The organism is Massilia eburnea (assembly GCF_009720745.1).
In the GTDB taxonomy this organism is placed as follows: Bacteria; Pseudomonadota; Gammaproteobacteria; order Burkholderiales; family Burkholderiaceae_D; genus Rugamonas; species Rugamonas eburnea.
This window is the reverse complement of the sequence record NZ_WNKX01000032.1, coordinates 26296-48870: the sequence shown is the minus strand read 5'-3', so window position 1 is coordinate 48870 and position 22575 is coordinate 26296. Positions and strand designations below refer to the sequence as shown.

The following is a 22575-nucleotide window of genomic DNA, read 5'->3' as shown; positions in this document are numbered from 1 at the left end:
CCACGGGCGGCGGCCGCAGTGGCCCGGGCGCGGGTGCAGGCGGCGGCAAGGTCGTCGTCACTGCAACGCGCGGCGCAAAATCATCGGCTCGCGCGGCAGGCCGCGCAGCTGCCGCCAAGGCCGGCGGCCGTGGCAACAAACGATAAACGGAGAAACGCATGAAGCAGTACAAGGATTTGATCAGCACCGTGCTGGAACAAGGCAGCTGGCAGGACAACCGTACCGGCATCCGCACCCTGAGCGTGCCTGGCGCCATGATGCGCTTCGACATGAACGACGGTTTCCCCGCCGTGACCACCAAGAAGCTGGCCTTCAAATCGGTGGTGGGGGAACTGTGCGCCTTCCTGCGCGCTTCTCGCAGCGCCGCCGATTTCCGCGCCCTGGGCTGCAAAGTGTGGGACCAGAATGCCAACGAAAACCAGCAATGGCTGGCCAATCCGCACCGCACCGGGACCGACGACCTGGGCCCGGTCTACGGCGTGCAGTGGCGCCAGTGGCCAGGCTACAAAGTGCTCGAAGCCGCGGCCGCCGCGCAAATTGCGGACGCGGAACGCAATGGCTTCCGCCAGGTGGCCCCGCTTGTCGAAGACGGCGTGCAGAAGGTGTTGATGTACAAGGCCATCGACCAGCTGCGCGAATGCCTGGACACCATCGTCAACAATCCATCGAGCCGCCGCATCCTGTTCCACGGCTGGAATCCTGCGGTACTGGACCAGGTGGCCCTGCCGGCATGCCACCTGCTGTACCAGTTCATCCCGAACGCCACCACGCGCGAAATATCGCTCTGCCTCTACGTACGCAGCAACGATATCGGTCTTGGCACCCCGTTCAATATCGCTGAAGGCGCGGCCCTGCTGCACCTGGTGGCGCGCCTGACCGGCTACAAGCCGCGCTGGTTCAGCTACTTCATAGGCGATGCGCACATCTATGAGAATCACATGGAAATGGTGCAGGAACAGTTGAAGCGCGAACCGCTGCCGCTGCCGCAGCTGATCATCAACAGCCGCGTGCCATCGTTCGCCGAAACCGGCAAGTATGAACCGGAGTGGCTGGAGAAGATCGAGCCTTCCGACTTCACGCTGGCAGGCTACCAGCACCACGCGCCGCTGACAGCGCCGATGGCCGTTTAAGCCGTTTCCTCTTCGGGGACGACACTGCTCCACCACAGGTTGGCGGAGTCTTCCCCTTCCTTCTCCAGCAGGTAGTGGTAGCCGCGCTGTGCAGCTTCGTTCAACAGGCGCGGATCATTCAGCGCCGCCTCGCGCAGATGGTCGACGCCCTGGCGGTTGCCTTCTGCCAGCAACACGCGCCCGTACAGCAAGGACGCTTTCGGGAACGGGCCGCCCGGACGCTTCAACAAGGCCTGCAGCACCGGCTTGGCGGCATCAGGCGTCCCGAATTCCAGCTGCAGCGAGGCCAGTTCCTGCATGTCGGCCACCGTGAGCTTGGCAAGCGGCTGCCCGGCCAGCGCGCCTATGCGCGCATGCGAGGTGGTGACATGGCGATACCGCTCACGCCAGCCGCGCGCATTGGCCTCCCACCACTGCTTGTCGAATTCCGCCTCCAACTGTTTGCCGACTCCGGAAGCCAGCATCACATCGGCGGAGCACAGGTCAACCACTTCAGGCAAGGACGGCGCGAGCCCTATCGCGTCGAGGCGTTCACGCAGGCAGGGATGCGTGTCGTCCACGTCCGAGCGCACGGCCCACGCGGCATCCAGCGCCGCCTTGTTGGCCCAATCATCATAGTTCGCCCGGAACGCCATGCGCATCGAGGCGTACGGCATGAATGGCGGACGTTCCGCGCGATCCGCATTTTCATACATCTTGGGCCAGAAGGAACGGTAGACCCAGGGACCGAGCAAGTGGACCCGCACCAGTCCATTCGCACGCGCAGTCCGTCCCGCCATTTCGACCGCCATCGCATCGGCTTCATACTCCTGCTGGCGCGCCAGAACGAAGGTGTAGGCGCTGTAATAAGGGAAGAATTTTCCCAGCGCGCCCGCCATCACGCGGCTCAGTACATTGTCTTCCGCGCTCTCCTCAACATGCTGGTACATCTCGACGAACAAACGGCGCTGGCGGTAGACCGAAGTCGCCAGCTTGCCGTGGTTGCCGCACAAATGGCCGTATTCATGGGCCAGCGTGCCAAGCATTTCCTTTGAAGTGGCGCCGAGCAGGTAGGGCAAGCCAACCATGAGGTAATTGCGATAGCCGCCGAAGATGCCGAAGCGGGCGTGCTGGCAGATGGCGGCGTTGTATTCATCGGTCACCAGGACATGATGAATGCGCGGCCCCTTCAATTTGGCGTGCAGTTTATCGAGGATATCGAACAGTTTGGGCGCCTCTTCCCGCGCCAGCGCACGCCCGGTCGGGCGGTCAAGGCGCATGAACATCACGCGCAGAACAACGAAGATCAGCGGCAGGAGGAAGAGTCCGAACAGCCCGATTTTGACGGTGACGAAGGCGCGGTGCGATGCAAGAGCCCACTGCATGAGCAAAACGAAGGATGCGACCAGGCCGCCCAGCGCGCCAAACAAGACAAGATAGGCCGACAGGCTGATCGCAATGACCTTGCGGCGGAACGCAGCCGGGCTGGCATGCGAATCCAGCTCCAGGCGGCGTACCAGGTGTTCAAAATCTTTGTGGTCCAATCGCACTCCTCAAATCAAAATTCTTCCCAATCCCCCACCTGGCTGTTGGCTACCTTGCGCGCAGCGGGAGCTTTCGGTTCGCGCAGTGCCGGCTTGGCCACCCTGGCCGGAACGGCGGGTTTGCTGCGCACGGCCTGGATCACGGCGCGGGCTTGCACGGCGGCCGACGCGGTGCGGCCCTGGCTATCGATCTGGAACACGCTGACGACGCGCGACAGGCTGCTTGCCTGGTCCTGCAAGGCGCCCGATGCGGCCGCCGCTTCCTCGACCAATGCCACGTTCTGCTGGGTGATTGTATCCATCTCCGTAATGGCGTGGTGGATTTGTTCAAGACCGGCAGTCTGCTCCTGGGTGGCGCTGGTGATTTCGCCCATGATATCGGTCACGCGCTGAATGCTCGTCACGATGTCCTTCATCGTGGCGCCAGCCTGGTTTACCAGCTTGGCGCCGCTTTCCACCTTGCCGACCGAATCGTCGATCAGCTGCTTGATTTCCTTGGCGGCGGCGGCCGAGCGCTGCGCCAGGTTGCGCACCTCGCTGGCCACCACCGCGAAACCGCGCCCTTGCTCGCCGGCGCGTGCCGCTTCCACCGCCGCGTTCAGCGCCAGGATATTGGTCTGGAACGCGATGCCGTCGATGACGGCGATGATGTCCACGATCTTGTTGGACGATTCGTTGATCGAGCCCATGGTTTCCACCACCTGTTCGACCACCTCGCCGCCCTTGGTCGCCACATTCGATGCCGACACGGCCAGCTGGTTGGCCTGGCGCGCATTGTCCGCGTTCTGGCGCACTGTGCTGGTAAGCTCTTCCATCGACGACGCAGTCTCTTCGAGCGAAGCGGCCTGCTCGCCGGTGCGCTGCGACAGGTCCATATTGCCGGCCGCGATCTGGCCGGAAGCGCTGGAGATGGTATCGCTGCCGCTGCGCACTTCGGCGACGATGGCGGCCAGGTTGTCGCGCATCTTGTCCAAGGCACGCAGCAGTTCGCCGAATTCATTGGCCGAGTGCGCGCTGGCCTGGCCTTTCAGGTCGCCATCGGCTACGCGGTGGGCGACGGCCATCGCTTCGGCCAGAGGTTCCGAAATGGCCTTCATCAGCAGCAGGCCGGCGAACACGCTCAGCGCAAGGCCGGCCAGCAGGACAACGGTGACGGTGGTGGTGTTGCGGCTCAGGCTCGACGCGACCGCGGCCGCATCATCCTGGATACGCTTGTCGCTGTAGTCAGCCAGCGCTTTGAGCGCGACGTCGCCCACGCGGTAGGACGGGTTGACCTTCTTGATCAGAACGGTCTCGGCGTCGTCCCAGCGGTTTTCCTTGACGGCTGCGGTGGCGGCGCGCACATGCGCGACGCCCAGCCCGTCGCTCTTGGCGAACCATTCCTCCGCCAGCTTGCGCTCCTCGGGCGACTTGATGCTGGCCAGGTAGTCTTCCCAATGCTTGGTCACGCGCGCCGTCACGTCGTCGACGATATTGAAGTGATTGGTCAGGGGGTGGTCATGCAGCTTGCTCCAGGCCAGTTCGGGATTGTGCTGCAAGGCCTGCAGGATCTGGCTGCGGCCGGTTTCCATGTCGAGACGGATAGCGTTGCGCTCCGCGATATTCTTCTGGTTGGCGACGGTAACGTCTTTGACCAGCCCGACCGAACGTTCAGCGCTCAGGATTCCCAGGCCGCCAATGATCGCCAGCAAGCCAATCAGCAGGCCTAGCACGCCCACCAAGAGGGTTTTGATCTTAAAATTATTGAACATCGCTTACTCCTTTACCAACGATTTGAAAAACTGATGCAACCGGCCCCGCAACTCTGATACTTCGTCGAACTCGATATAGGTAATGTCGACCAGGTCTTCCAGTTCACGCAGCAGCGTTGTCTTGATCGGCGCGCCCTTCCATACCAGGAACAGGATAGGCGTTCGGCGGCCTTTGAATATGTGATAGCTCAACTCAAATGCACTGCTTTCACTCATTCCGACACGAATGTTGACCATGACGTCGGCCTGGTCCAGCAATGCAAGGCGATGGCGGCGGAAATTCTGCGGTGTGAACGGCAAGCCCTGGCTGCGTTCAAAGGAGGCACGGAAGGTTTCCGCGCTCTCCGCCTGCAACCCGGTCAGGTAATCAAAGACGTGCGGCAGGCCATTGGCACTGTCGATCATCTGCATGATGTCGCCGATCATGCGCTGTTCGCGCTCGTCCGATTCGGTGAAGGGCTGGCGGATGAAGACCTTGAGCGGCTCCACGCCGACGGCGCGCTGGCGCGCATCCCTGCGGCGCTCCGGCATTTTCCACTCGGCCGCGGCGAGGTCGACCGCCCCCGGCACGGGCCGAGGCGCCGGCGGAGGGGCCCGGCGCTGCTCGCTGTCGGCCAGCGCATGCAGCTCCTGCAGCGAGCGCACAGCCGTGCAACCGGAGTGCTTGCGGGCTTCGGCCGCCGCTTCCGCCGCCGCGATGGTGGTGAACATCACCGTGCCGCTGGACAGGGCGGCGGTACGCAGGCTGCGGGTGGCGGCGATGGCGCTGCGCTTTTCGTCGACCGTGACTACGGCCATGGCGATTTCGCGCAGGGCCAGCAAGCCAAGCAGGGTTTCGTCTTCAATCGTGTTGACGGGTACTTCGCCCGCTTCCAGCACGGCCGCCGTCACTTCGCTGGCGCACAGGGAATACCCGGCGTCGGCCAGTTCGCGCGCCAGTGCTACGGCGCGCGCCTGGTCGGCCTTGCGCACCCGCATGTACACGTGGCCTTGCTCGGGAATGCGCACGCCGGCGCCCAGCTCCGCCTTCAGGAAAGCCTCGCCGAAGGTCGGACCGGTACCCATGACCTCACCGGTGGATTTCATTTCCGGCCCAAGGATCGTGTCGACCCCAGGGAACTTCGCAAACGGCAATACGGACTCCTTGACGCTGTAATAAGGCGGAATCACTTCCTGCACCACGCCCTGCGCTGCCAGCGAACGGCCGGCCATGCAGCGCGCGGCTACTTTGGCCAGCTGGATGCCGGTTGCCTTGGAGACGAAGGGGACGGTGCGCGAGGCGCGCGGATTCACTTCCAGCACAAAGATCCGGTCCACCATGCGGCCGTCGGCCTTCTGGCGCTGCACGGCAAACTGCACGTTCATCAGGCCCACCACGTCAAGGCCGCGCGCCAGCCGCACTGTCTGGCGCTTGATTTCGGCCACCGTGCTGTCGGCCAGCGAATATGGCGGGAGGCTACAGGCGGAATCGCCGGAGTGGATCCCGGCCTGCTCCACGTGCTCCATGACGCCACCGATCACCACGTCCACGCCGTCGCTCACGCAGTCGACATCGACTTCAATCGCGTCGTTCAGGAAGCGGTCCAGCAGCACCGGCGAATCGTGCGAGACCTTCACCGCTTCGCGCATATAGCGCTCGAGGTCGGCCCTTTCGTGGACGATTTCCATGGCCCGTCCGCCCAGCACATAAGACGGCCGCACCACCAGCGGATAGCCGATTTCCTCCGCCATGGCGACGGCTTCCAGCTCGGTGCGGGCGGTGCGGTTGGATGGCTGGCGCAAATCGAGCTCGAACAGCAGCTTCTGGAACCGTTCGCGGTCTTCTGCGGCATCGATCATGTCGGGCGAAGTGCCGATGACGGGCACGCCGTTGGCTTCCAGCGCCAATGCCAGCTTGAGAGGGGTCTGGCCGCCATACTGCACGATCACGCCTTCCGGATTTTCCAGGGCGACGATTTCCAGCACGTCTTCCAGCGTCAGCGACTCGAAATACAGGCGGTCGGACGTGTCGTAGTCGGTCGACACTGTCTCAGGATTGCAGTTGACCATGATGGTCTCGTAGCCGTCTTCGCGCATTGCCAGCGCGGCATGCACGCAGCAGTAATCAAACTCAATGCCCTGGCCGATCCGGTTCGGGCCGCCGCCCAGCACCATGATCTTGCGCGCATTGGTCGGCTGCGCCTCGCATTCCTCGTCGTAGGTCGAGTACATATAGGCGGTGTGCGAAGCGAATTCTCCGGCGCAGGTGTCGACACGCTTGTAGACCGGACGGATGCCTTGCGCATGGCGCTGCGCCCGGACCGCGTCTTCATGTACCCCCAACAGATGCGCCAGGCGGCGGTCGCTGAAGCCTTGCTGTTTCAGGCAGCGCAGCACATGGCGGTCGAAGCCGCCCAGCTGCTGCGTGGCCACCCATTCCTCCACTTCCACCAGGTCCTGGATCTGGGCCAGGAACCAGGGATCGATATGCGACAGGCGGTTCACTTCAACCAGCGACATGCCTTGGGCAAACGCTTCGCCAACGTACCAGATGCGCTGCGGGCCCGGCAGGCGCAGTTCCTGCTCGATCACGTCGCGGCCGGTGGCGATGCGCTGCAAGCCGTCCACGCCGACGTCCAGGCCGCGCAAGGCTTTCTGGAACGATTCCTGGAAGGTGCGGCCCATGGCCATCACCTCACCCACCGATTTCATTTGCGTGGTCAAGCGGTCGTTTGCGCCGGCGAACTTTTCGAAAGCGAAGCGCGGGATCTTGGTTACCACATAATCGATGGCGGGTTCGAAGGAGGCCGGCGTGGCGCCGCCGGTAATGTCGTTCTGCAGTTCATCCAGCGTAAAGCCTACCGCCAGCTTGGCGGCTACGCGGGCAATCGGGAAGCCGGTTGCCTTCGACGCCAGCGCAGAGGAGCGCGACACGCGCGGATTCATTTCAATCACGATCATGCGGCCGTTTTCCGGATTGACGGCGAACTGCACGTTCGAGCCGCCGGTGTCCACGCCGATTTCACGCAGCACTTCCAGCGCGGCGTCGCGCATGACCTGGTATTCCTTGTCCGTCAGGGTCTGGGCCGGTGCGACAGTGATGGAGTCGCCGGTATGCACGCCCATCGGGTCCAGGTTCTCAATCGAGCAAACGATGATGCAGTTATCCTTGCGGTCGCGCACCACTTCCATCTCGAACTCTTTCCAGCCGATCAGCGATTCTTCGATCAGCAATTCGGAAGTGGGCGACAGTTCCAGGCCGCGCAGGCAGATGGCGGTAAATTCATCGGCATTGCGGGCGATGCCGCCACCGCTTCCGCCCATCGTGAACGAAGGGCGGATGATGACCGGGAAGCCCAGCTTCTCCTGCGCCTGCCAGGCTTCGGCCATGGTGTGGGCGATGCTGGAACGGGCGGATTCCAGGCCGATGCGCCCCATGGCTTCCTTGAACTTGGCGCGGTCCTCGGCGCGGTCGATCGCTTCCGGCGTGGCGCCGATCAGCTCGACGTTGAAGGCGTCCAGCACACCATGACGGTGCAGGTCCAGGGCGCAATTGAGGGCGGTCTGGCCGCCCATGGTCGGCAGGACGGCTTGCGGACGTTCCTTCTCGATGATGCGCGCCACCGTTTCCCAGGTGACCGGTTCGATATAGGTGACGTCGGCCATGCCGGGGTCGGTCATGATGGTAGCCGGGTTGCTGTTCACCAGCACCACCTCGTAGCCCTCTTCGCGCAGTGCCTTGCACGCTTGGGCGCCGGAGTAATCGAATTCGCAGGCCTGGCCGATCACGATCGGGCCGGCGCCGATGATCAGGATGCGCTGGATGTCGGTACGCTTAGCCATGACGCGCGGTCTCCATCATGCCAACGAAGCGGTCGAAAAGCGGCGCCAGGTCATGCGGGCCCGGCGATGCTTCCGGGTGGCCCTGGAAGCAGAAGGCTGGCTTGTCGGTGCGGCGGAAACCTTGCAGCGAGCCGTCGAACAGGGATATGTGAGTGACTGCGCAGTTATTCGGGAGCGAGTCGGGATCGACCGCAAAGCCGTGATTCTGCGAGGTGATCATCACGCGGCCGGTTTCCACATCCTGCACCGGATGGTTGGCGCCGTGGTGGCCGAACTTCATCTTCAGCGTGCGTGCGCCGGAAGCCAGCGCCATGATCTGGTGGCCCAGGCAAATGCCGAAAGTCGGCACGCCGCGCTCAATCAGTTCGCGGGTTGCTTCGATCGCGTAGTCGCAGGGTTGAGGATCGCCGGGCCCGTTGGACAGGAAGACGCCGTCCGGGCGCAGCGCCAGTGCGGCGGCGGCGCCTGCCTTTGCCGGCAGCACCGTGACGCGGCAGCCGCGCTGAGCCAGCATGCGCAGGATATTGGCCTTCACGCCAAAGTCGAAGGCCACCACGTGACAGCCGGGCTGCAACTGGCGGCCATGGCCATGGCCCAGCATCCATTCCGTTTCGGTCCATTCGTAAGGTGCTGCGGTGCTGACGGTTTGCGCCAGGTCCATGCCGGCCAGGCCCGGGAACTCGCGCGCCATGCGCAGCGCTTCCTCGGCCGAGGCGCCGGCAACGATGGCGCCGGACTGCGCGCCTTTTTCACGCAGGATGCGCGTCAGCTTGCGGGTATCGATGCCCGCGATCGCCACCACGCCCTGCTCCGCCAGCCAGGACTGCAAGTCCTGTTCGGAACGGAAATTCGATGCCAGGAAAGGCACGTCCTTCACCACCAGCCCTGCGGCGTGGATGCGCGAAGCTTCCACGTCTTCACGGTTGACACCGGTGTTGCCGATGTGCGGGTAAGTCAGCGTGACAATCTGGCGGCTGTAGCTTGGGTCACTCAGGATTTCCTGGTAGCCGCTCATGGCCGTATTGAAGACAACTTCGCCGGCCGTGGCGCCCTTGGCGCCGATCGCGACGCCCTCGAAAAGAGTGCCGTCGGCCAGGGCGAGAATAGCGCGCCCGGCATTCCCATTGGGATGCTTGAGTGGGTGTTTCATCAGGGGGTTCTCCTGCTCCGTATCGTTATGAAACCTACAATCGAAATTACTCAGCAGTAATTCCTAGCGCGCTGAAAGTACGATACGTCAGGCAACCCCGGACAAAACTCTCGAAATTTCACAAGTGCCCGTTCTGGGCCAAATAAAACTTGCGATGGCGCAATTCCGCAACGTGACCAGATTGCAAAGTGCTCCGATATATAATGTCGGCCATGACAAATCTGACCATCATCGTTGCCACGGACGCCAGTAATGGCATTGGCATCAACAACACCCTGCCGTGGCACCTGCCGGAGGACTTGGCGCACTTCAAGCGCCTGACTTCGGGCCACCCGATTATCATGGGCCGCAAGACCTTCGACTCGATCGGCCGCCCTTTGCCTAACCGCCGCAATATCGTCATCAGCCGCAACGCCGAATGGCGGCATGAAGGCGTGGAGCGTGCCGCTTCGCTGCAAGAGTCGCTGTCCATGGTTGATGGCGTGGACGAGGCATTCGTGATCGGCGGCGGGCAGATTTTCGAGCAAGCGCTGTCCCTGGTTGACAAGCTTGTAATTACCCGCATCGCCCAAAACTATGCATGCGATGCCTTCTTCCCCGAACTGCCGGCGGGCGCATGGCAGGAAGTGGCGCGGGAAGAACACGTTTCGGCAGCCGGGCTGCCTTACGCATTTATCACCTACACCAGGAACTAGAACATGTCCGGACACGGTTTTCACGTCCACGGCCCGCACGACCACGCCGTGGAACACGCAGCACACAGCAACGATAAATTTTCCGGCAATATCGCAGTAACCACGGCGATCCTGGCCACGGTGGGCGCAATCTTCGGCTACCAGGGCGGTGCTACGCAGAACGATGCGGCCCTGTTCAAGAACAATGCGGCCATTGCCAAGACCGAAGCGGCCAACCGCTGGAACTATTACCAGTCCAAGTCGGCCAAGCAGAACCTGGCGGAACTGGCCATGACGCTGCCGAACGTCGATCCTGAGAAATACAAGGCCGACGTGGCGCGCTATAAGGAAGAAAAGGAAGCGATCAAGCAGGATGCCGAGAAGTGGGAAGCCAAGTCGGCGGAATGGGACCATGAATCGGACCACGCGCTGCACAAGCACCACCAGTGGGCGCTGGCCACCACGGCGGAGCAAATCGCCATCGCGCTGGCTGCGATTACCCTGCTGACCCATCGTAAGTGGCTGATGTATGGCACTTATGCGGTGGCGGCTGTAGGCATCGGGCTGGGCGTGGTGGCTGCACTCTAAAACCGGTCTACGCGGCTGCCGCAGGGCTGGTGTCTGACCCTGTGGGTCTGACACCGGCTTACCGGTTTTGGTTTTTTTAACACCGGGATCGCAAAATCTGCGATACTCCCGGTCTTATTTTTTTGAGGCGCTTGGTCGCGCCTGGAGATCATCGATGAAATTCCGCTTCCCCATCGTCATCATTGACGAGGATTTCCGTTCCGAGAACACGTCCGGCCTGGGTATTCGCGCCCTGGCAGCGGCGATGGAAAAGGAAGGCATGGAGGTCCTTGGTGTGACCAGCTACGGCGACCTGTCCCAGTTCGCCCAACAGCAGTCGCGCGCTTCGGCCTTCGTCCTGTCGATCGACGACGAAGAATTCGGCGCCGGCAGTCCGGAGGAGACCGATTTCGCACTGTCCTCCCTGCGCACCTTTATCGAGGAAATCCGCTATAAGAACGCGGACATCCCGATCTACCTGTACGGCGAGACCCGCACTTCGCGCCACATCCCGAACGATATCCTGCGCGAACTGCACGGCTTCATCCACATGTTCGAGGACACCCCGGAATTCGTGGCGCGCCACATCATCCGCGAAGCCAAGTCCTATCTGGACAGCCTGGCGCCGCCCTTCTTCCGCGCCCTGGTGCACTACGCGAACGACGGCTCCTACTCCTGGCACTGCCCTGGCCACTCCGGCGGCGTGGCGTTCCTGAAGTCCCCGATCGGCCAGATGTTCCACCAGTTCTTCGGCGAGAACATGCTGCGCGCCGACGTCTGCAATGCGGTGGAAGAACTGGGCCAACTGCTGGACCACACCGGCCCGGTCGCTGCGTCGGAGCGCAATGCCGCCCGCATCTACAACGCCGACCACGCCTACTTTGTCACCAACGGCACCTCCACCTCCAACAAGATGGTGTGGCACTCGACCGTGGCGCCGGGCGATATCGTCGTGGTTGACCGTAACTGTCACAAATCCATCCTGCACTCGATCATCATGTGCGGCGCGATCCCTGTGTTCCTGATGCCGACCCGGAATAACCTCGGCATCATCGGCCCCATCCCGCTCGAAGAGTTCACCATGGAGAGCATCGAGCGCAAGATCGCCAACAACCCGTTCGCCCAGGCTGCGGTCAACAAGAAGCCGCGCATCCTGACCATCACGCAGTCGACCTATGACGGCGTGGTATATAACGTGGAAACCCTGCGCGAAATGCTGGATGGGAAAATCGACACCCTGCACTTCGACGAAGCCTGGCTGCCGCACGCCACCTTCCACGACTTCTACAAGAACATGCACGCGATCGGCAAGGACCGCCCGCGCGCAAAAGAATCGATGATCTTCTCGACCCAGTCGACTCACAAGCTGCTGGCAGGCCTGTCGCAAGCTTCGCAGGTGCTGGTACGCGACTCCGAGACCGTCAAGCTGGACAAGGATGCCTTCAACGAGGCCTACCTGATGCACACCTCGACGTCGCCGCAGTACTCGATCATCGCCTCCTGCGACGTCGCTGCGGCCATGATGGAAGCGCCTGGCGGCACCGCCCTGGTGGAGGAATCCATCCTGGAAGCGCTGGACTTCCGCCGCGCAATGAAGAAGATTGACGAGGAATGGGGCCAGGACTGGTGGTTCAAGGTCTGGGGTCCGGACAGCTTCGCGGAAGAAGGCATCGGCTCGCAGGAAGACTGGATCTTCACTGAGGACAGCAAGAAGTGGCACGGTTTTGGCGACCTCAAGCCGGGCTTCAACATGCTCGACCCGATCAAAGCCACCATCGTCAACCCGGGCCTGTCGCTGGACGGCCAGTTTGGCGAGACCGGCATCCCGGCCTCGATCGTGACCAAGTACCTGGCGGAGCACGGCGTGATCGTCGAAAAGTGCGGCCTGTACTCCTTCTTCATCATGTTCACCATCGGCATTACCAAGGGCCGCTGGAACACCCTGCTGACCGCGCTGCAGCAGTTCAAGGACGACTACGACAAGAACGCCCCGATGTGGCGCATCCTGCCGGAGTTCTCGGCTGCCAACCCGCGCTACGAACAAATGGGCCTGCGCGACCTGTGCCAGCAGATCCACGACTTCTACAAGGCATATGACGTGGCGCGCCTGACCACCGAGATGTACCTCTCGGACATGGTGCCTGCGATGAAGCCGTCGGACGCTTTCGCCAAGATGGCGCACCGCGAAATCGAACGCGTGCAGCTGGACGACCTGGAAGGCCGCATTACCTCGATCCTGCTGACGCCTTACCCACCGGGCATTCCGCTGCTGATCCCGGGCGAGCGCTTCAACAAGACCATCGTCGACTACCTGCGCTTCGCACGCGACTTCAACGAACGCTTCCCTGGCTTTGAGACCGACGTGCATGGCCTGGTCAAGCGAGAGGTCAATGGCCGCAAGGACTACTTCGTGGATTGCGTCAAGCAGTAAGCGTTACGCAAAAACAAGGCCCGCACCGGATGCAGATCCGCTGCGGGCCTTGTTTTTTTAGGTTCCAAATCCCGTGGCATCGATTGGGAGACTTCGGCGCACCGCGCTTGACTCGAATTTTTGTGCCGGAAGGCAGGAAAAGTGATTTCCATTGATGGCCGCCTTGCAGCGAATTCCTGTCGCTGCTGGCAGCTTTATTACTCGCTTTTTCATAGAGCTGCTCATTTAAGCGTAAAACGTCTCATCAGCGGGATACCTTGCATTTCTTCTTGCCCGGTTCAATCGCGATTGTACGCGGCCATTCAGCTCCGGCACCGCAATAGTCTCGGCTGATGCCGGATGGATCGATGACGAAGTTCGCGCCAACTCTACGGACCTTGACCTGCGATTGACTGATTTCATTGGCTGTCGAAACGATGGTCAATGCGCCTCGTACGACGAATTTCGGTTTCTCCCTAGCCGACTCGCAAGTGCAGAAATAGGCCCCACCCTGCTCGCCCGTCCTCTGCAAAAGCTTGAGCCAGCAATGTCACCCCATAGACGAAGGCAACTAAGCGAAGAGAATATCGGAGCATTCACAAGGCGCACAGTGTGCCCAAACGCGAACGTTCGGGCAAGGGCTCAAGCCGCGATTGCGACTGTCAGCGTGACGATGTAGCCGTCTGCGACATTGCCACTCATTGTCCCCAGCTGCAGCGAGTAGCCGTCGCTGAAGATGTTGTCCGTGGCGTAGCTGATATGCGTCAGGTTAGTGGCCGAGCTGCTATAGCCGGATGTTGCATAGACTTCGTTCAAAGTCGCCATCGGGAAGGTAAATTGCGAGGTCTTGATGCGGTTGCCGGCGCTTGTGCTTTGCGCCAGGCTGCGGTAGACCTCGAAATGCACGTGAGGCATGCGGCCGTCGTAGCAGCCTGGGAAAATGGTCGTGAAGGACAGGTTGCCGTCGGCATCGGCTTCCTGAACGCCCCGCAGGTAGTTCTGGTCCGTCACGCCGCTGGAGTACAGCGAGTAGCGGCCATCCCTGTCGCAGTGCCACAGGTAGACGGCGAAATTGCCGGCAGCCACGCAGCCGTTGTTGGCGTTGATGATCTTGAGCTTGATGGTCAAGGGGATCCCGGCGGCAGTGCCGGTCGGACCATTGAAACTGCTGCGGATATCGTTGCGTACAACGCCAGATTGCGTCAGCACGTTCACGATGCCGCTGGCGTTGCTGTTTGTGCCGTCGCCCGGGTATGGACCGCCCGTCTCCTCGGGGATAACGGAGCAGTTGCTGCTCGTAGCCGTGCTGCCGGTACTGCCGCCGCTGCCGGTGGTACCGCTACTGCTTTCGCCGCTGCTGCTGTCCGAGCCGCCGCCGCAGCCAAGCAGCGGCAGAGAAGCCGCGCCGGCCAGCAGCAGGCGCAGCGAGCGCCGGCGCGTACTCCCCATGTTCATCATAGCTTCGAGATCCGCTGCCAGGCTGTGATCATGTGCGTCCATTCGTTCTCCTTTCAGGCAGTGGTGTTAACCAGGTTCCCGCTGCTGCCTGCCTGGGGCAGCTTGTCCGCCAGTGTTTGCAGGAAGCTCTCAAGCTTGGTCCTGGAATCGCTGCTGTCGGCGCCGAGGGAATCAAGCAAGGACGAAAACGAAGTCTCCAGCGAGGACGATGCGGAAGCGCTGTCCGCCGAGTCGCCATGCAGCGATGAGACCAGGCTTTTCAAGTCCTGCGCCAGCCGGCCGGGGCCGCCCGCACCGTCAGCCGATGCCTCGCCTGCCTCGCCTTGTTCGTGCAGGGACGTCATCAACTGCTGCAGGAAGCTGCCCAGTGCCGCTGAAGCGCCTTCCTTGTCGCCGGCGGAGACGTCGGTCACGCCCAACGACTCCAGTGCAGACCCGATGGCGCTGACAAAGCCGCCCTCGCCCGGCGGCGGTCCTGGCGGTGGCGGAGGCGGCGCCTGGACCGCCTTGCCGGAACCGCCTGAAGACACCTGGCTGGCGTAGCTGCTGCTGGAGATCGAATCAACGTTCATGCGGGCCTCCACGTTCGCGACGCGCCGCCATACGCTCATCCAACTGCTTGCGCTGCTCAGGCGTCAATACGGCCAGCACTTTCTGGTGCGTGCGGATATGGGCCAGCATCAGGTTGGCCTGCGCCTGCGCCGCCGCCTGCGCCAGTTTGGCCGCGGCAGCATCATCAAACTTGTCGGCATTGCGCATCTCATGGAGCGCGCGCATCGCCTTCTCATGGGCGCGTTGCTGCTCGCGCAGATAAGGCGCCTGGCTGTGCATCAGTTGGAAAAACTTGTCTTCCTGGCTATCCGACAGCTCGATTCCATGCAGGAATGGCATGCCTGACGTGCCGAATTGGCCAGGATGGCCCGGGTGAGCACCCGGCATTTCGCCGCGCGGCCCGCCGAATGGTGGACGATCTCCATCCGTCGGCACACCTTCTTCCGCACTTGCCGCCAGCGGCAGCGCCATGGCGGCCGCCAGCAGCAGCTGGATCAATCTGCTCTTATTCATTGTCAATCTCCAGTAATGGGTAGGAGATTCCATTCTCTGGCTACGCCCTGTAAAGCGCCGTAAGTCGCGGGTAAAAGCATGTAAAGATGGAGCAGCCCGGCACGGCTGATTTGTTATCATGGTCGCCATGAACAAGGTCCTATTGATTGACGACGACGTCGAACTGGTCGGCATGTTCCAGGAATACCTGGTGCAGGAAGGCTTCGACGTCACTGCCGCCCACGATGGCGAAAGCGGCGCCGCCTGCGCCCTGACCGGCCTCTACGCCATTGCCGTCCTCGACGTGATGATGCCGCGCATGAACGGGCTTGAGACGCTGCGCCGTATCCGCGCAGTGAGCCAGATGCCGATCCTGATGCTGACTGCGCGCGGCGACGATACCGACCGCATCGTCGGCCTCGAGCTGGGTGCGGATGATTACGTCACCAAGCCATGCACGCCGCGCGAACTGACCGCGCGCATCCGCGCCATCCTGCGCCGCACCCAGGCGGTGCCAGACAACGGCAGCGGTCCACTCGTAGTGGGCCAGCTGTCCATGTGGCCGGAGCAGCGCCGCGCTGCCTGGAACGGCATCCCGCTGGAATTGACCAGCACCGAATTCAACCTGCTGGAAGTATTGGCGCGCAATGCCGGTAAACCTGTCAGCAAGAACGTCCTGTCCGAGCAGGGATTAGGACGGCCAATGGCGCGCTTCGACCGCAATATCGACGTCCATATGAGCAGTTTGCGGCACAAGCTCGGTTCCATTTCAGATGGCCGTTCCTGCCTGCAGACCGTATACCGCCTGGGCTACCAGCTGCTTCGGGAGTAAGCCGTGGGCCGATTGTTCTGGAAATTTTTCTTGTCGATCCTGCTGGCGCAGGTGGCTGCTACCGCCGCGATCGGCGGTGCGGTCTGGCTCAAGGCGCGCGCCGCCGCCGAGACCCGCCCGTCCGATATCGAGACCGGACCGCCGGCTGAAATATCGATCGAATCCGCGGCGGCGACCCTGGCCTACGGCGGAACCGATGGCCTGCGCCAGCTGCTGGAAAATATGCCGCGCCATCGCGTGTACGCGGTCGGTGAGGACGGCAAGGAACTCCTGGGACGCATCACCACTCCCGGCATGCTGTCGGAAGCGCAGAAAATGCTGGCAAGCGCCGATCCGCGCGGAGTGCGCAACGTCACCTCGCCCGAGGGGCAGCGCTATCTGCTCTTCCTGCCTTCGCGCCGGCACCTGGGTGAACTCGAAGGGCCAGACTCACGCGCGCTGCTTGCAGGGTCGGGAATTCCTGGCCTCGACCCGCGTGCCTTCCGGCGCCAGGACTTCCATCGACCGCCGCCGGCCGACGCACCTCCCGCCTCCCGCTCCGCCGCTGGCGGCCTGGCTTTTGGCCCTCCGGGTCCTGGCGGCACGCCGGAGGCGGGCCCTGGCCCGGGCCCCGGCCGCGGCGACCCGGGCGGTCCACCGGCTCGCGTCCGTCCACTGACGCCCTATATCCCGATCGGGGCCGCCGTACTGGCTAGCCTTCTTTTTGCAGCCCTGCTGGCATGGTATTTCGCGCGGCCGATCCGCGCGTTGCGGCAAGCCTTCGACGCTGCTGCCAGCGGCGACCTGGCGCCCCGCTTCGGCGGCAAGCCGCGCGCCGGCGGCGACGAACTCACCACCTTGGGCCGCGATTTCGACCGCATGACCGCCCGCCTGCGCGCCTTGCTGGATGGCCAGAAGAACCTGCTGCACGACGTTTCGCACGAGTTGCGCTCGCCGCTGGCGCGCCTGCAGGCAGCCATCGGCCTGGCGCACCAGCAGCCGGATAAGGCCGCCGCTTCGATGGAGCGCATCGAACGCGAGAGCGTACGCATGGACAAGCTGGTGGGCGAGCTCCTCACCTTATCGCGCCTCGAAGCTGGCGCCTTCGACTCCCCGCAACAGGAATTCAGCCTCGGCGAACTGCTCGAGGACATCCTGCAGGACGCCAGGTTCGAAGCCGCCACCAACGGCCGCGAAGTCGCCTTCAGCGGAGGCGCTGACGCCCAGCTCACCGGCCAGCCCGAATTGCTGGCGCGCGCCATCGAAAACGTCGTGCGCAACGCCATCAAGCACAGCCCTGCAGGCGGCAGGGTCGACGTGGAAATCGTACGCGACGCGCGCTACATGCGTATCCGTGTCATGGATCACGGGCCTGGCATTGCGCAAGAAGACTTGGGGAAGATTTTCCAGCCTTTCTACCGTGGCAGCAGTACGGAAAAAGACGTGGACGGACATGGACTGGGCCTGGCAATCGCCCAGCAGGTGGTGCAGCAGCACGGCGGCCGCATCGCCGCCGCCAATCGTGCCGGCGGCGGACTTTGTGTGGAGCTCGCGCTCCCTGTGGCGGAAGCTTAAGCCTTAGGCAGGGTCACGCCGTGCTGGCCCTGGTACTTGCCGTTGCGGTCTTTGTACGAGGTTTCGCAGATCTCGTCGCTTTCGAAGAACAGCACCTGGGCGCAGCCTTCGCCAGCATAGATCTTGGCCGGCAGCGGGGTCGTGTTCGAGAATTCCAGGGTCACGTAGCCTTCCCACTCAGGTTCGAACGGGGTCACGTTGACGATGATGCCGCAACGCGCATAGGTCGATTTGCCCAGGCAAACGGTCAGCACATTGCGAGGAATACGGAAGTACTCGATGGTACGGGCCAGCGCGAAGGAATTCGGCGGGATGATGCAGACGTCGCTCTTCACGTCGACGAACGAGTTCGAATCGAAATTCTTCGGGTCGACGATGGTGCTGTTGATGTTGGTGAAGACCTTGAATTCGTCGGCGCAACGGATGTCGTAGCCGTAGGAGGAGGTGCCGTAGGAAATCACCTTGCGGCCGTCCACGGAGCGCACCTGGCCCGGCTCGTAAGGCTCGATCATGCCGTGTTGTTCCGCCATGCGGCGTATCCATTTATCGCTTTTAATCGTCATCGCAGAGGCTTTCTGGTTTAAATAATGGTGCGGATTTTACATCAGGCGCGCAGGCGCTGGGGCTCTTGCGAAGCCTGCAGCTGGTCGCCCAGCATCTGGACGATCAAATCGCGCGTCAGTTCGGCCGCATAGCGCGGCATCTCCATCGGGAACAGGTGCGAGCCGCGCATCATCCGGAAGTTGCGGCCCACCAGGGCACGCGTGTGTTCCAGGCCGGCCTGGCGGTTTTCCACCGAGTTATCGCCCGCGACATAAGCCACCGGCACCGGGAACTGTCCCTTTACCAGCTGGCCGATATGGTGCGGCAGGCTGCGGTAGATGGCGGTCTCGATCTCGCGGCGGAAGCGCAGCTGCACGCCTTCGGGATGTTCTTCCAGGCCGCTTTCCAGGTAATCCTGCAATACGCCGGGCGCCCAGGCGCCAAAGACTTCCTTGCTGGCGAAGTGGCGCATCGCTTCCTTGTGGCTTGGCCAGACGTTGCGGCGCTTCACCGAGAAGCGCGCCGGCGAATAGCGGTCGGCCAGGCGGGTTTTCTTGAACAGGCGCCAGAAACTGGCACGCCAGCCAGCCACCACAGGCGAATCGAGCATGACCAGGCAGCGCACGAGGTCCGGGCGCTGGGCGGCCACCATCAGGCTGAGCATCCCGCCCAGGGAGTGGCCGACCAGGATTACCGGCGCTTTCTGATAGCGGGTTTCCAGTTCGGCGACCAGCTCCTCCACCAGTTTTGCCCAACCGTCTTCCACGGGATAGCGCGGGTTATGGCCGTGCATGTCGAGGGCCTGGACATCAAAATCCCGGCCAAGGTACTCGAAGAATTGGCGATAGGTACCCGCGGGATAGCTGTTCGCGTGGGCGAAATGGACTTTCGGTTTTGTCATCAACTTATTCTAAAAGCTATGGCAACACGTGTTTCGTGCAAAGCCTCTAATTATGCCAGTTGAGGACGTTATCGACCATATTTGCAGCTTCCATGATGAAAGAAACACAACTTATGCAGCTCGGCGTCTCCCGCCGCCCGGTTCAGCTTAACAGGCGCGAATTGGCATCGCTGCGGAACACGAGCGGCTTCAGCTCCCCGGCCGCCTGGGCACGATGCGCATGGACCACGACTTGCTTAAGTTCGCCATGCGCAGCGGATTTCCCGCATACAGGGTCAGGATTGGCTGCATCCCCCGTCAGCGCCAGGGCCTGGCAGCGGCAGCCGCCGAAATCCCTGTCCTTGTCCTCGCAAGTGCGGCAGGTATCCTTCATCCAGGCGTCGCCGCGGAATTTGTTAAAGGCTTCGCTCGCGTACCAGATATCGTGCAGGCTCGTTTCACGCACGTCCGGGAAAGCCAAGCCTGGGATGCTGCGCGCGGCATGGCACGGCAAGGCGGCGCCATCCGCGGCCACGCCCAGGAATACCGCCCCCCAGCCATTCATGCATGCCTTGGGCCGTGATTCGAAGTAGTCCGGCACCACAAACAGTATCCGCAGCCGGTTCCCGATGCGTTCGCGGTATTCGTTGACTACCTCCTCGGCCTTGCGCAACTGCTGCGCCGTTGGCATGAGCTGCGCACGGTTCACCAGCCCCCAGCCGTAATACTGGGTGTTGGCAAGCTCCAGGTATTCCACGCCCATCGCCAGCGCCATGTCGATGATGCGGCCGACATGATCGAGGTTATAGCGGTGCAGGACCACGTTCAGCACCATCGGGTAATGGAATTGCTTGATCAGCGCGGCCACGCGCGACTTCAGTTCGAAGGTGCGGGTACTGCTCAGGAAATCATTCATCTCCCTGCTCGAATCCTGGAACGAGAGCTGGATATGGTCCAGGCCCGCTTCGGTCAGGCGGCGCAGGCGCTGTTCAGTCAAACCAATGCCCGAAGTGATCAGGTTCGTGTAGTAACCCAGCTGGCGTCCCGCGGCCACCAGATCCTCCAGGTCATCCCGCAGCAAGGGTTCTCCGCCGGAGAAGCCCAGCTGCACCGCGCCCAGCTTGCGGCCCTGCCGCAGCACATCGATCCACTGCGCTGTGTCCAGCTCATTCGGCCGCGACGCGTAATCCACCGGGTTGTAGCAGAACACGCAGTGCAGCGGGCAGCGGTAAGTCAGCTCGGCCAGCAGCCACTTGGGCGGCGCCACCGCTGCTGCCGATGGCGCCGGAGCGGCTGCTGCCTGCCCGATGGCCGCGCTAGACAAGCCAGCCTCGCTGCTGAGCGGTGGCGACAAAGTCCCGCACCGCCGGCGCCAGCCCGCTGGTCGCGAAAGCTTGTTCAAGCTGCGACACGATCTCGCCCAGCGCACGCCGGCCGTCGCAAAGCTTGATGATCTCCGCAGCGCTGGTATTCAGCTTGACCATGCCCTCCGGGTACAGGAGCACATAAGCGTCCTGCGCTTCCTCCCATTGCAGGCGGAACATGCGCGAAAGTCTTGGCTGCTCATTCATTGCCGCCTCCATAAGCCAGGTCAATCGCGTCCATCATCGACCACAGGACATTCAGCTTGAAGCGCAGGATCTCGAGCGCGCGCTCCTGCTGTTCGCGCCCCTGGAAATAGGCCAGTGTCACCTGCAGGCCATGCTCCACGTCGCGCTGGGCCAGCGGAATGCGGCTGCGGAAGTAATGCAAGCCTTCCGCTTCAATCCATGGGTAATTCTTCGGCCAGCTCGCCAGCCTGTCCTTGTGGATCTTTGGAGCGAACAATTCAGTCAGCGATGAACAGACGCCCTCCTGCCAAGGCGCCTGGCGGGCAAAATTCACGTATGCATCCACCGCAAAGCGCACACCGGGCAGCACGTGCTTCAGCGACCAGAGCTCGCTGCGCGGAATGCCCACGGCTTCGCCGAGGCGCGTCCAGGCTTCGATGCCGCCGGCATTGCCGTCGCAGCCATCATGGTCCTGGATACGCAGCAGCCAGCGCCGGCGCGTTTCGCGGTCCGGGCAGTTGGCCAGGATGGCCGCGTCCTTCTGCGGGATCGAAATCTGGTAGTAGAACCGGTTCGCCACCCAGCCCCGGATCTGGTCCGGTGTGAGGCTGCCGTCCTGCATGCGTACGTTGAAGGGGTGGTGAATATGGTAGTACTTCTCGTTTGCCATCAATTGGTCTACGAAGGTCGCTTTATCCCAGCGCGGCTGGAAGCCGACCTCCTGTCGTGACATCATGTTCATAGTTCGATCTCCATGCCGTCATGCGCCAGCTCGATGCCATGCCTTAGCAGCGTTGCGTGCTGGGCAGAGTCTTCATCGAGGACAGGGTTGGTGTTGTTGATGTGGATGAGGATTTTGCGGCCGGCCGGCATCCCGTCCAGGACTTCGATCATTCCGCCGGGGCCATGCTGTGGCAGGTGTCCCATGGCGGCGGCGGGCTTACTGGAAAAGCCAAGGGCGATCATTTCATCCTCGGTCCAGAACGTTCCGTCGACCAGCAGGCAGTCCGCCTCGCGCATGGCAGCTGACGTCATCGGCGCGATCGAGCCCAGGCCGGGCGCGTAGAAGAGTTTCCTGCGGCTGGCAAGGTCCTCCACCAGCAGCCCGATATTGTCTCCCGCAACCGGCGCCTCGCGATGCGGCGAATATGGCGGCGCCTTGCTGTCCAGGGGAACGGCAGTGAAGCGCAAGCCATCCATCCTGGGTACGGTGAAGCCGGTGCGATCGCCCTGCTGCACCGGCAGTTCATGCCATTGCACGCCGCAATAGTGTTCCAGCACGCGTGCCAGGGGAAAGCCGGCCCGCAGGTCCTGCCACACCGGTTCGCTGCAGTACAAGGGGATCGCCGGCCCCTCCCGCAGCATCATCAAGCCGGTGACGTGATCGACCTGGGCATCCATCAGCAGCACGGCGGCGATCCCCGTGTCGCGGACCCTGCGCGCTGGCTGCAGCGCCGGCGTGGCGCGCACCTGGGCCAGGATGTCAGGCGACGCATTGACTAATAGCCAGTCAGTGCCGTTTGCCGAAACCGCAATCGAAGACTGGGTGCGCGGGCGGCTGCGCACAAGTCCCGTACGAAAACCGTCGCAGTTGCGGCAGTTGCAATTCCATTGCGGATAGCCGCCGCCTGCCGCCGAGCCGAGTACGATGATCTTCATGATTCAGGTTGGCCACCGCAGGCTGCCG

General features: G+C 62.5%; 19 protein-coding genes. 6 read left to right on the top strand and 13 right to left on the bottom strand.

The genetic code is table 11. The features are described from left to right. Nucleotides 1-158: 158 nt before the first annotated feature. Complete coding sequence (locus GM658_RS25945; RefSeq protein WP_155456968.1) at nt 159-1130, top strand: thymidylate synthase; 972 nt, start codon at nt 159-161, stop codon at nt 1128-1130. Here GM658_RS25945 and GM658_RS25940 read toward each other — a convergent pair. Genes GM658_RS25940 through carA form a run of 4 tightly spaced genes read right to left on the bottom strand, consistent with a single transcriptional unit; the run spans nt 1127 to nt 9376 of the window. Further along, nucleotides 1127-2653 (bottom strand): M48 family metallopeptidase, encoded by a 1527-nt coding sequence (locus tag GM658_RS25940; RefSeq protein ID WP_155456967.1) that lies wholly within the window; start codon nt 2651-2653, stop codon nt 1127-1129. The genes GM658_RS25945 and GM658_RS25940 overlap by 4 nt on opposite strands. A gap of 14 nt (nt 2654-2667) precedes the next feature. Next, complete coding sequence (locus GM658_RS29685) at nt 2668-4404, bottom strand: methyl-accepting chemotaxis protein (RefSeq protein WP_155456966.1); 1737 nt, start codon at nt 4402-4404, stop codon at nt 2668-2670. Between the two features lie 3 nt (nt 4405-4407). Further along, nucleotides 4408-8226 (bottom strand): carbamoyl-phosphate synthase large subunit, encoded by a 3819-nt coding sequence (carB, locus tag GM658_RS25930; protein WP_155456965.1) that lies wholly within the window; start codon nt 8224-8226, stop codon nt 4408-4410. Continuing rightward, the gene (carA, locus tag GM658_RS25925) at nt 8219-9376 is read right to left on the bottom strand and encodes a glutamine-hydrolyzing carbamoyl-phosphate synthase small subunit (protein ID WP_155456964.1); all 1158 of its coding nucleotides are present in this window, start codon (nt 9374-9376) and stop codon (nt 8219-8221) included. The genes carB and carA overlap by 8 nt, the downstream gene beginning before the upstream one ends. 212 nt (nt 9377-9588) lie before the next feature. On the opposite strand from carA, the gene GM658_RS25920 reads away from it, so the two are divergent. The 3 genes from GM658_RS25920 to GM658_RS25910 all read left to right on the top strand — a co-directional run bounded on the left by GM658_RS25920 (nt 9589) and on the right by GM658_RS25910 (nt 13048). Then, nucleotides 9589-10071, top strand: coding sequence for a dihydrofolate reductase (locus tag GM658_RS25920; RefSeq protein ID WP_155456963.1), 483 nt, complete (start codon nt 9589-9591; stop codon nt 10069-10071). Nucleotides 10072-10074: 3 nt separating this feature from the next. Beyond that, nucleotides 10075-10638, top strand: coding sequence for a DUF4337 domain-containing protein (locus tag GM658_RS25915; protein WP_155456962.1), 564 nt, complete (start codon nt 10075-10077; stop codon nt 10636-10638). 154 nt (nt 10639-10792) lie between these two features. Next, nucleotides 10793-13048, top strand: a complete 2256-nt coding sequence (locus tag GM658_RS25910) for an arginine/lysine/ornithine decarboxylase (protein WP_155456961.1) — start codon at nt 10793-10795, stop codon at nt 13046-13048. A gap of 621 nt (nt 13049-13669) precedes the next feature. Here the strand turns inward: GM658_RS25910 and GM658_RS25900 are convergent. Genes GM658_RS25900 through GM658_RS25890 form a run of 3 tightly spaced genes read right to left on the bottom strand, consistent with a single transcriptional unit; the run spans nt 13670 to nt 15550 of the window. Then, complete coding sequence (locus GM658_RS25900) at nt 13670-14527, bottom strand: dioxygenase family protein (RefSeq protein ID WP_155456959.1); 858 nt, start codon at nt 14525-14527, stop codon at nt 13670-13672. An 11-nt stretch (nt 14528-14538) separates the two neighbouring features. Next, nucleotides 14539-15057 carry a hypothetical protein gene (locus tag GM658_RS25895; RefSeq protein ID WP_155456958.1) on the bottom strand — a complete coding sequence of 173 codons (519 nt, stop codon included), beginning with the start codon at nt 15055-15057 and terminating at the stop codon, nt 14539-14541. Next, complete coding sequence (locus GM658_RS25890) at nt 15047-15550, bottom strand: Spy/CpxP family protein refolding chaperone (protein ID WP_155456957.1); 504 nt, start codon at nt 15548-15550, stop codon at nt 15047-15049. Before GM658_RS25890 ends, GM658_RS25895 begins: the two co-directional genes overlap by 11 nt. 127 nt (nt 15551-15677) lie before the next feature. Here GM658_RS25890 and GM658_RS25885 point away from each other — a divergent pair, with 127 nt between their 5' ends. Both GM658_RS25885 and GM658_RS25880 read left to right on the top strand, forming a co-directional pair. Further along, a complete protein-coding gene (locus tag GM658_RS25885) occupies nt 15678-16361 on the top strand; it encodes a response regulator transcription factor (protein ID WP_155456956.1) in 684 nt (227 codons plus the stop codon). Between the two features lie 3 nt (nt 16362-16364). Continuing rightward, a complete protein-coding gene (locus tag GM658_RS25880) occupies nt 16365-17915 on the top strand; it encodes an ATP-binding protein (RefSeq protein WP_170298982.1) in 1551 nt (516 codons plus the stop codon). Here the strand turns inward: GM658_RS25880 and dcd are convergent. The 6 genes from dcd to pqqB all read right to left on the bottom strand — a co-directional run bounded on the left by dcd (nt 17912) and on the right by pqqB (nt 22550). Then, entirely contained in the window at nt 17912-18478 is a 567-nt protein-coding gene (gene dcd, locus GM658_RS25875) for a dCTP deaminase (protein WP_155456955.1), read from the bottom strand. The genes GM658_RS25880 and dcd overlap by 4 nt on opposite strands. Nucleotides 18479-18519: 41 nt before the next feature. Next, the gene (locus GM658_RS25870; RefSeq protein ID WP_155456954.1) at nt 18520-19359 is read right to left on the bottom strand and encodes an alpha/beta fold hydrolase; all 840 of its coding nucleotides are present in this window, start codon (nt 19357-19359) and stop codon (nt 18520-18522) included. 142 nt (nt 19360-19501) lie between these two features. Then, nucleotides 19502-20662, bottom strand: coding sequence for a pyrroloquinoline quinone biosynthesis protein PqqE (pqqE, locus tag GM658_RS25865; RefSeq protein ID WP_155456953.1), 1161 nt, complete (start codon nt 20660-20662; stop codon nt 19502-19504). Beyond that, nucleotides 20655-20909, bottom strand: a complete 255-nt coding sequence (gene pqqD, locus GM658_RS25860; protein WP_155456952.1) for a pyrroloquinoline quinone biosynthesis peptide chaperone PqqD — start codon at nt 20907-20909, stop codon at nt 20655-20657. Before pqqD ends, pqqE begins: the two co-directional genes overlap by 8 nt. Then, nucleotides 20902-21621 carry a pyrroloquinoline-quinone synthase PqqC gene (gene pqqC / locus GM658_RS25855; protein WP_503826369.1) on the bottom strand — a complete coding sequence of 240 codons (720 nt, stop codon included), beginning with the start codon at nt 21619-21621 and terminating at the stop codon, nt 20902-20904. Before pqqC ends, pqqD begins: the two co-directional genes overlap by 8 nt. Nucleotides 21622-21626: 5 nt before the next feature. Next, a complete protein-coding gene (pqqB, locus tag GM658_RS25850) occupies nt 21627-22550 on the bottom strand; it encodes a pyrroloquinoline quinone biosynthesis protein PqqB (RefSeq protein ID WP_371865284.1) in 924 nt (307 codons plus the stop codon). Between the last annotated feature and the right edge of the window lie 25 nt (nt 22551-22575).

Bases quoted from the DNA above. Each gene is read 5' to 3' on its own strand.
- GM658_RS25945 (WP_155456968.1), top strand. From the start codon at position 159: ATGAAGCAGTACAAGGATTTGATCAGCACCGTGCTGGAACAAGGCAGC.
- GM658_RS29685 (WP_155456966.1), bottom strand. From the start codon at position 4,404: ATGTTCAATAATTTTAAGATCAAAACCCTCTTGGTGGGCGTGCTAGGC.
- carB (WP_155456965.1), bottom strand. From the start codon at position 8,226: ATGGCTAAGCGTACCGACATCCAGCGCATCCTGATCATCGGCGCCGGC.
- carA (WP_155456964.1), bottom strand. From the start codon at position 9,376: ATGAAACACCCACTCAAGCATCCCAATGGGAATGCCGGGCGCGCTATT.
- GM658_RS25920 (WP_155456963.1), top strand. From the start codon at position 9,589: ATGACAAATCTGACCATCATCGTTGCCACGGACGCCAGTAATGGCATT.
- GM658_RS25915 (WP_155456962.1), top strand. From the start codon at position 10,075: ATGTCCGGACACGGTTTTCACGTCCACGGCCCGCACGACCACGCCGTG.
- GM658_RS25910 (WP_155456961.1), top strand. From the start codon at position 10,793: ATGAAATTCCGCTTCCCCATCGTCATCATTGACGAGGATTTCCGTTCC.
- GM658_RS25900 (WP_155456959.1), bottom strand. From the start codon at position 14,527: ATGGACGCACATGATCACAGCCTGGCAGCGGATCTCGAAGCTATGATG.
- GM658_RS25895 (WP_155456958.1), bottom strand. From the start codon at position 15,057: ATGAACGTTGATTCGATCTCCAGCAGCAGCTACGCCAGCCAGGTGTCT.
- GM658_RS25890 (WP_155456957.1), bottom strand. From the start codon at position 15,550: ATGAATAAGAGCAGATTGATCCAGCTGCTGCTGGCGGCCGCCATGGCG.
- GM658_RS25885 (WP_155456956.1), top strand. From the start codon at position 15,678: ATGAACAAGGTCCTATTGATTGACGACGACGTCGAACTGGTCGGCATG.
- dcd (WP_155456955.1), bottom strand. From the start codon at position 18,478: ATGACGATTAAAAGCGATAAATGGATACGCCGCATGGCGGAACAACAC.
- GM658_RS25870 (WP_155456954.1), bottom strand. From the start codon at position 19,359: ATGACAAAACCGAAAGTCCATTTCGCCCACGCGAACAGCTATCCCGCG.
- pqqD (WP_155456952.1), bottom strand. From the start codon at position 20,909: ATGAATGAGCAGCCAAGACTTTCGCGCATGTTCCGCCTGCAATGGGAG.
- pqqC (WP_503826369.1), bottom strand. From the start codon at position 21,621: ATGTCACGACAGGAGGTCGGCTTCCAGCCGCGCTGGGATAAAGCGACC.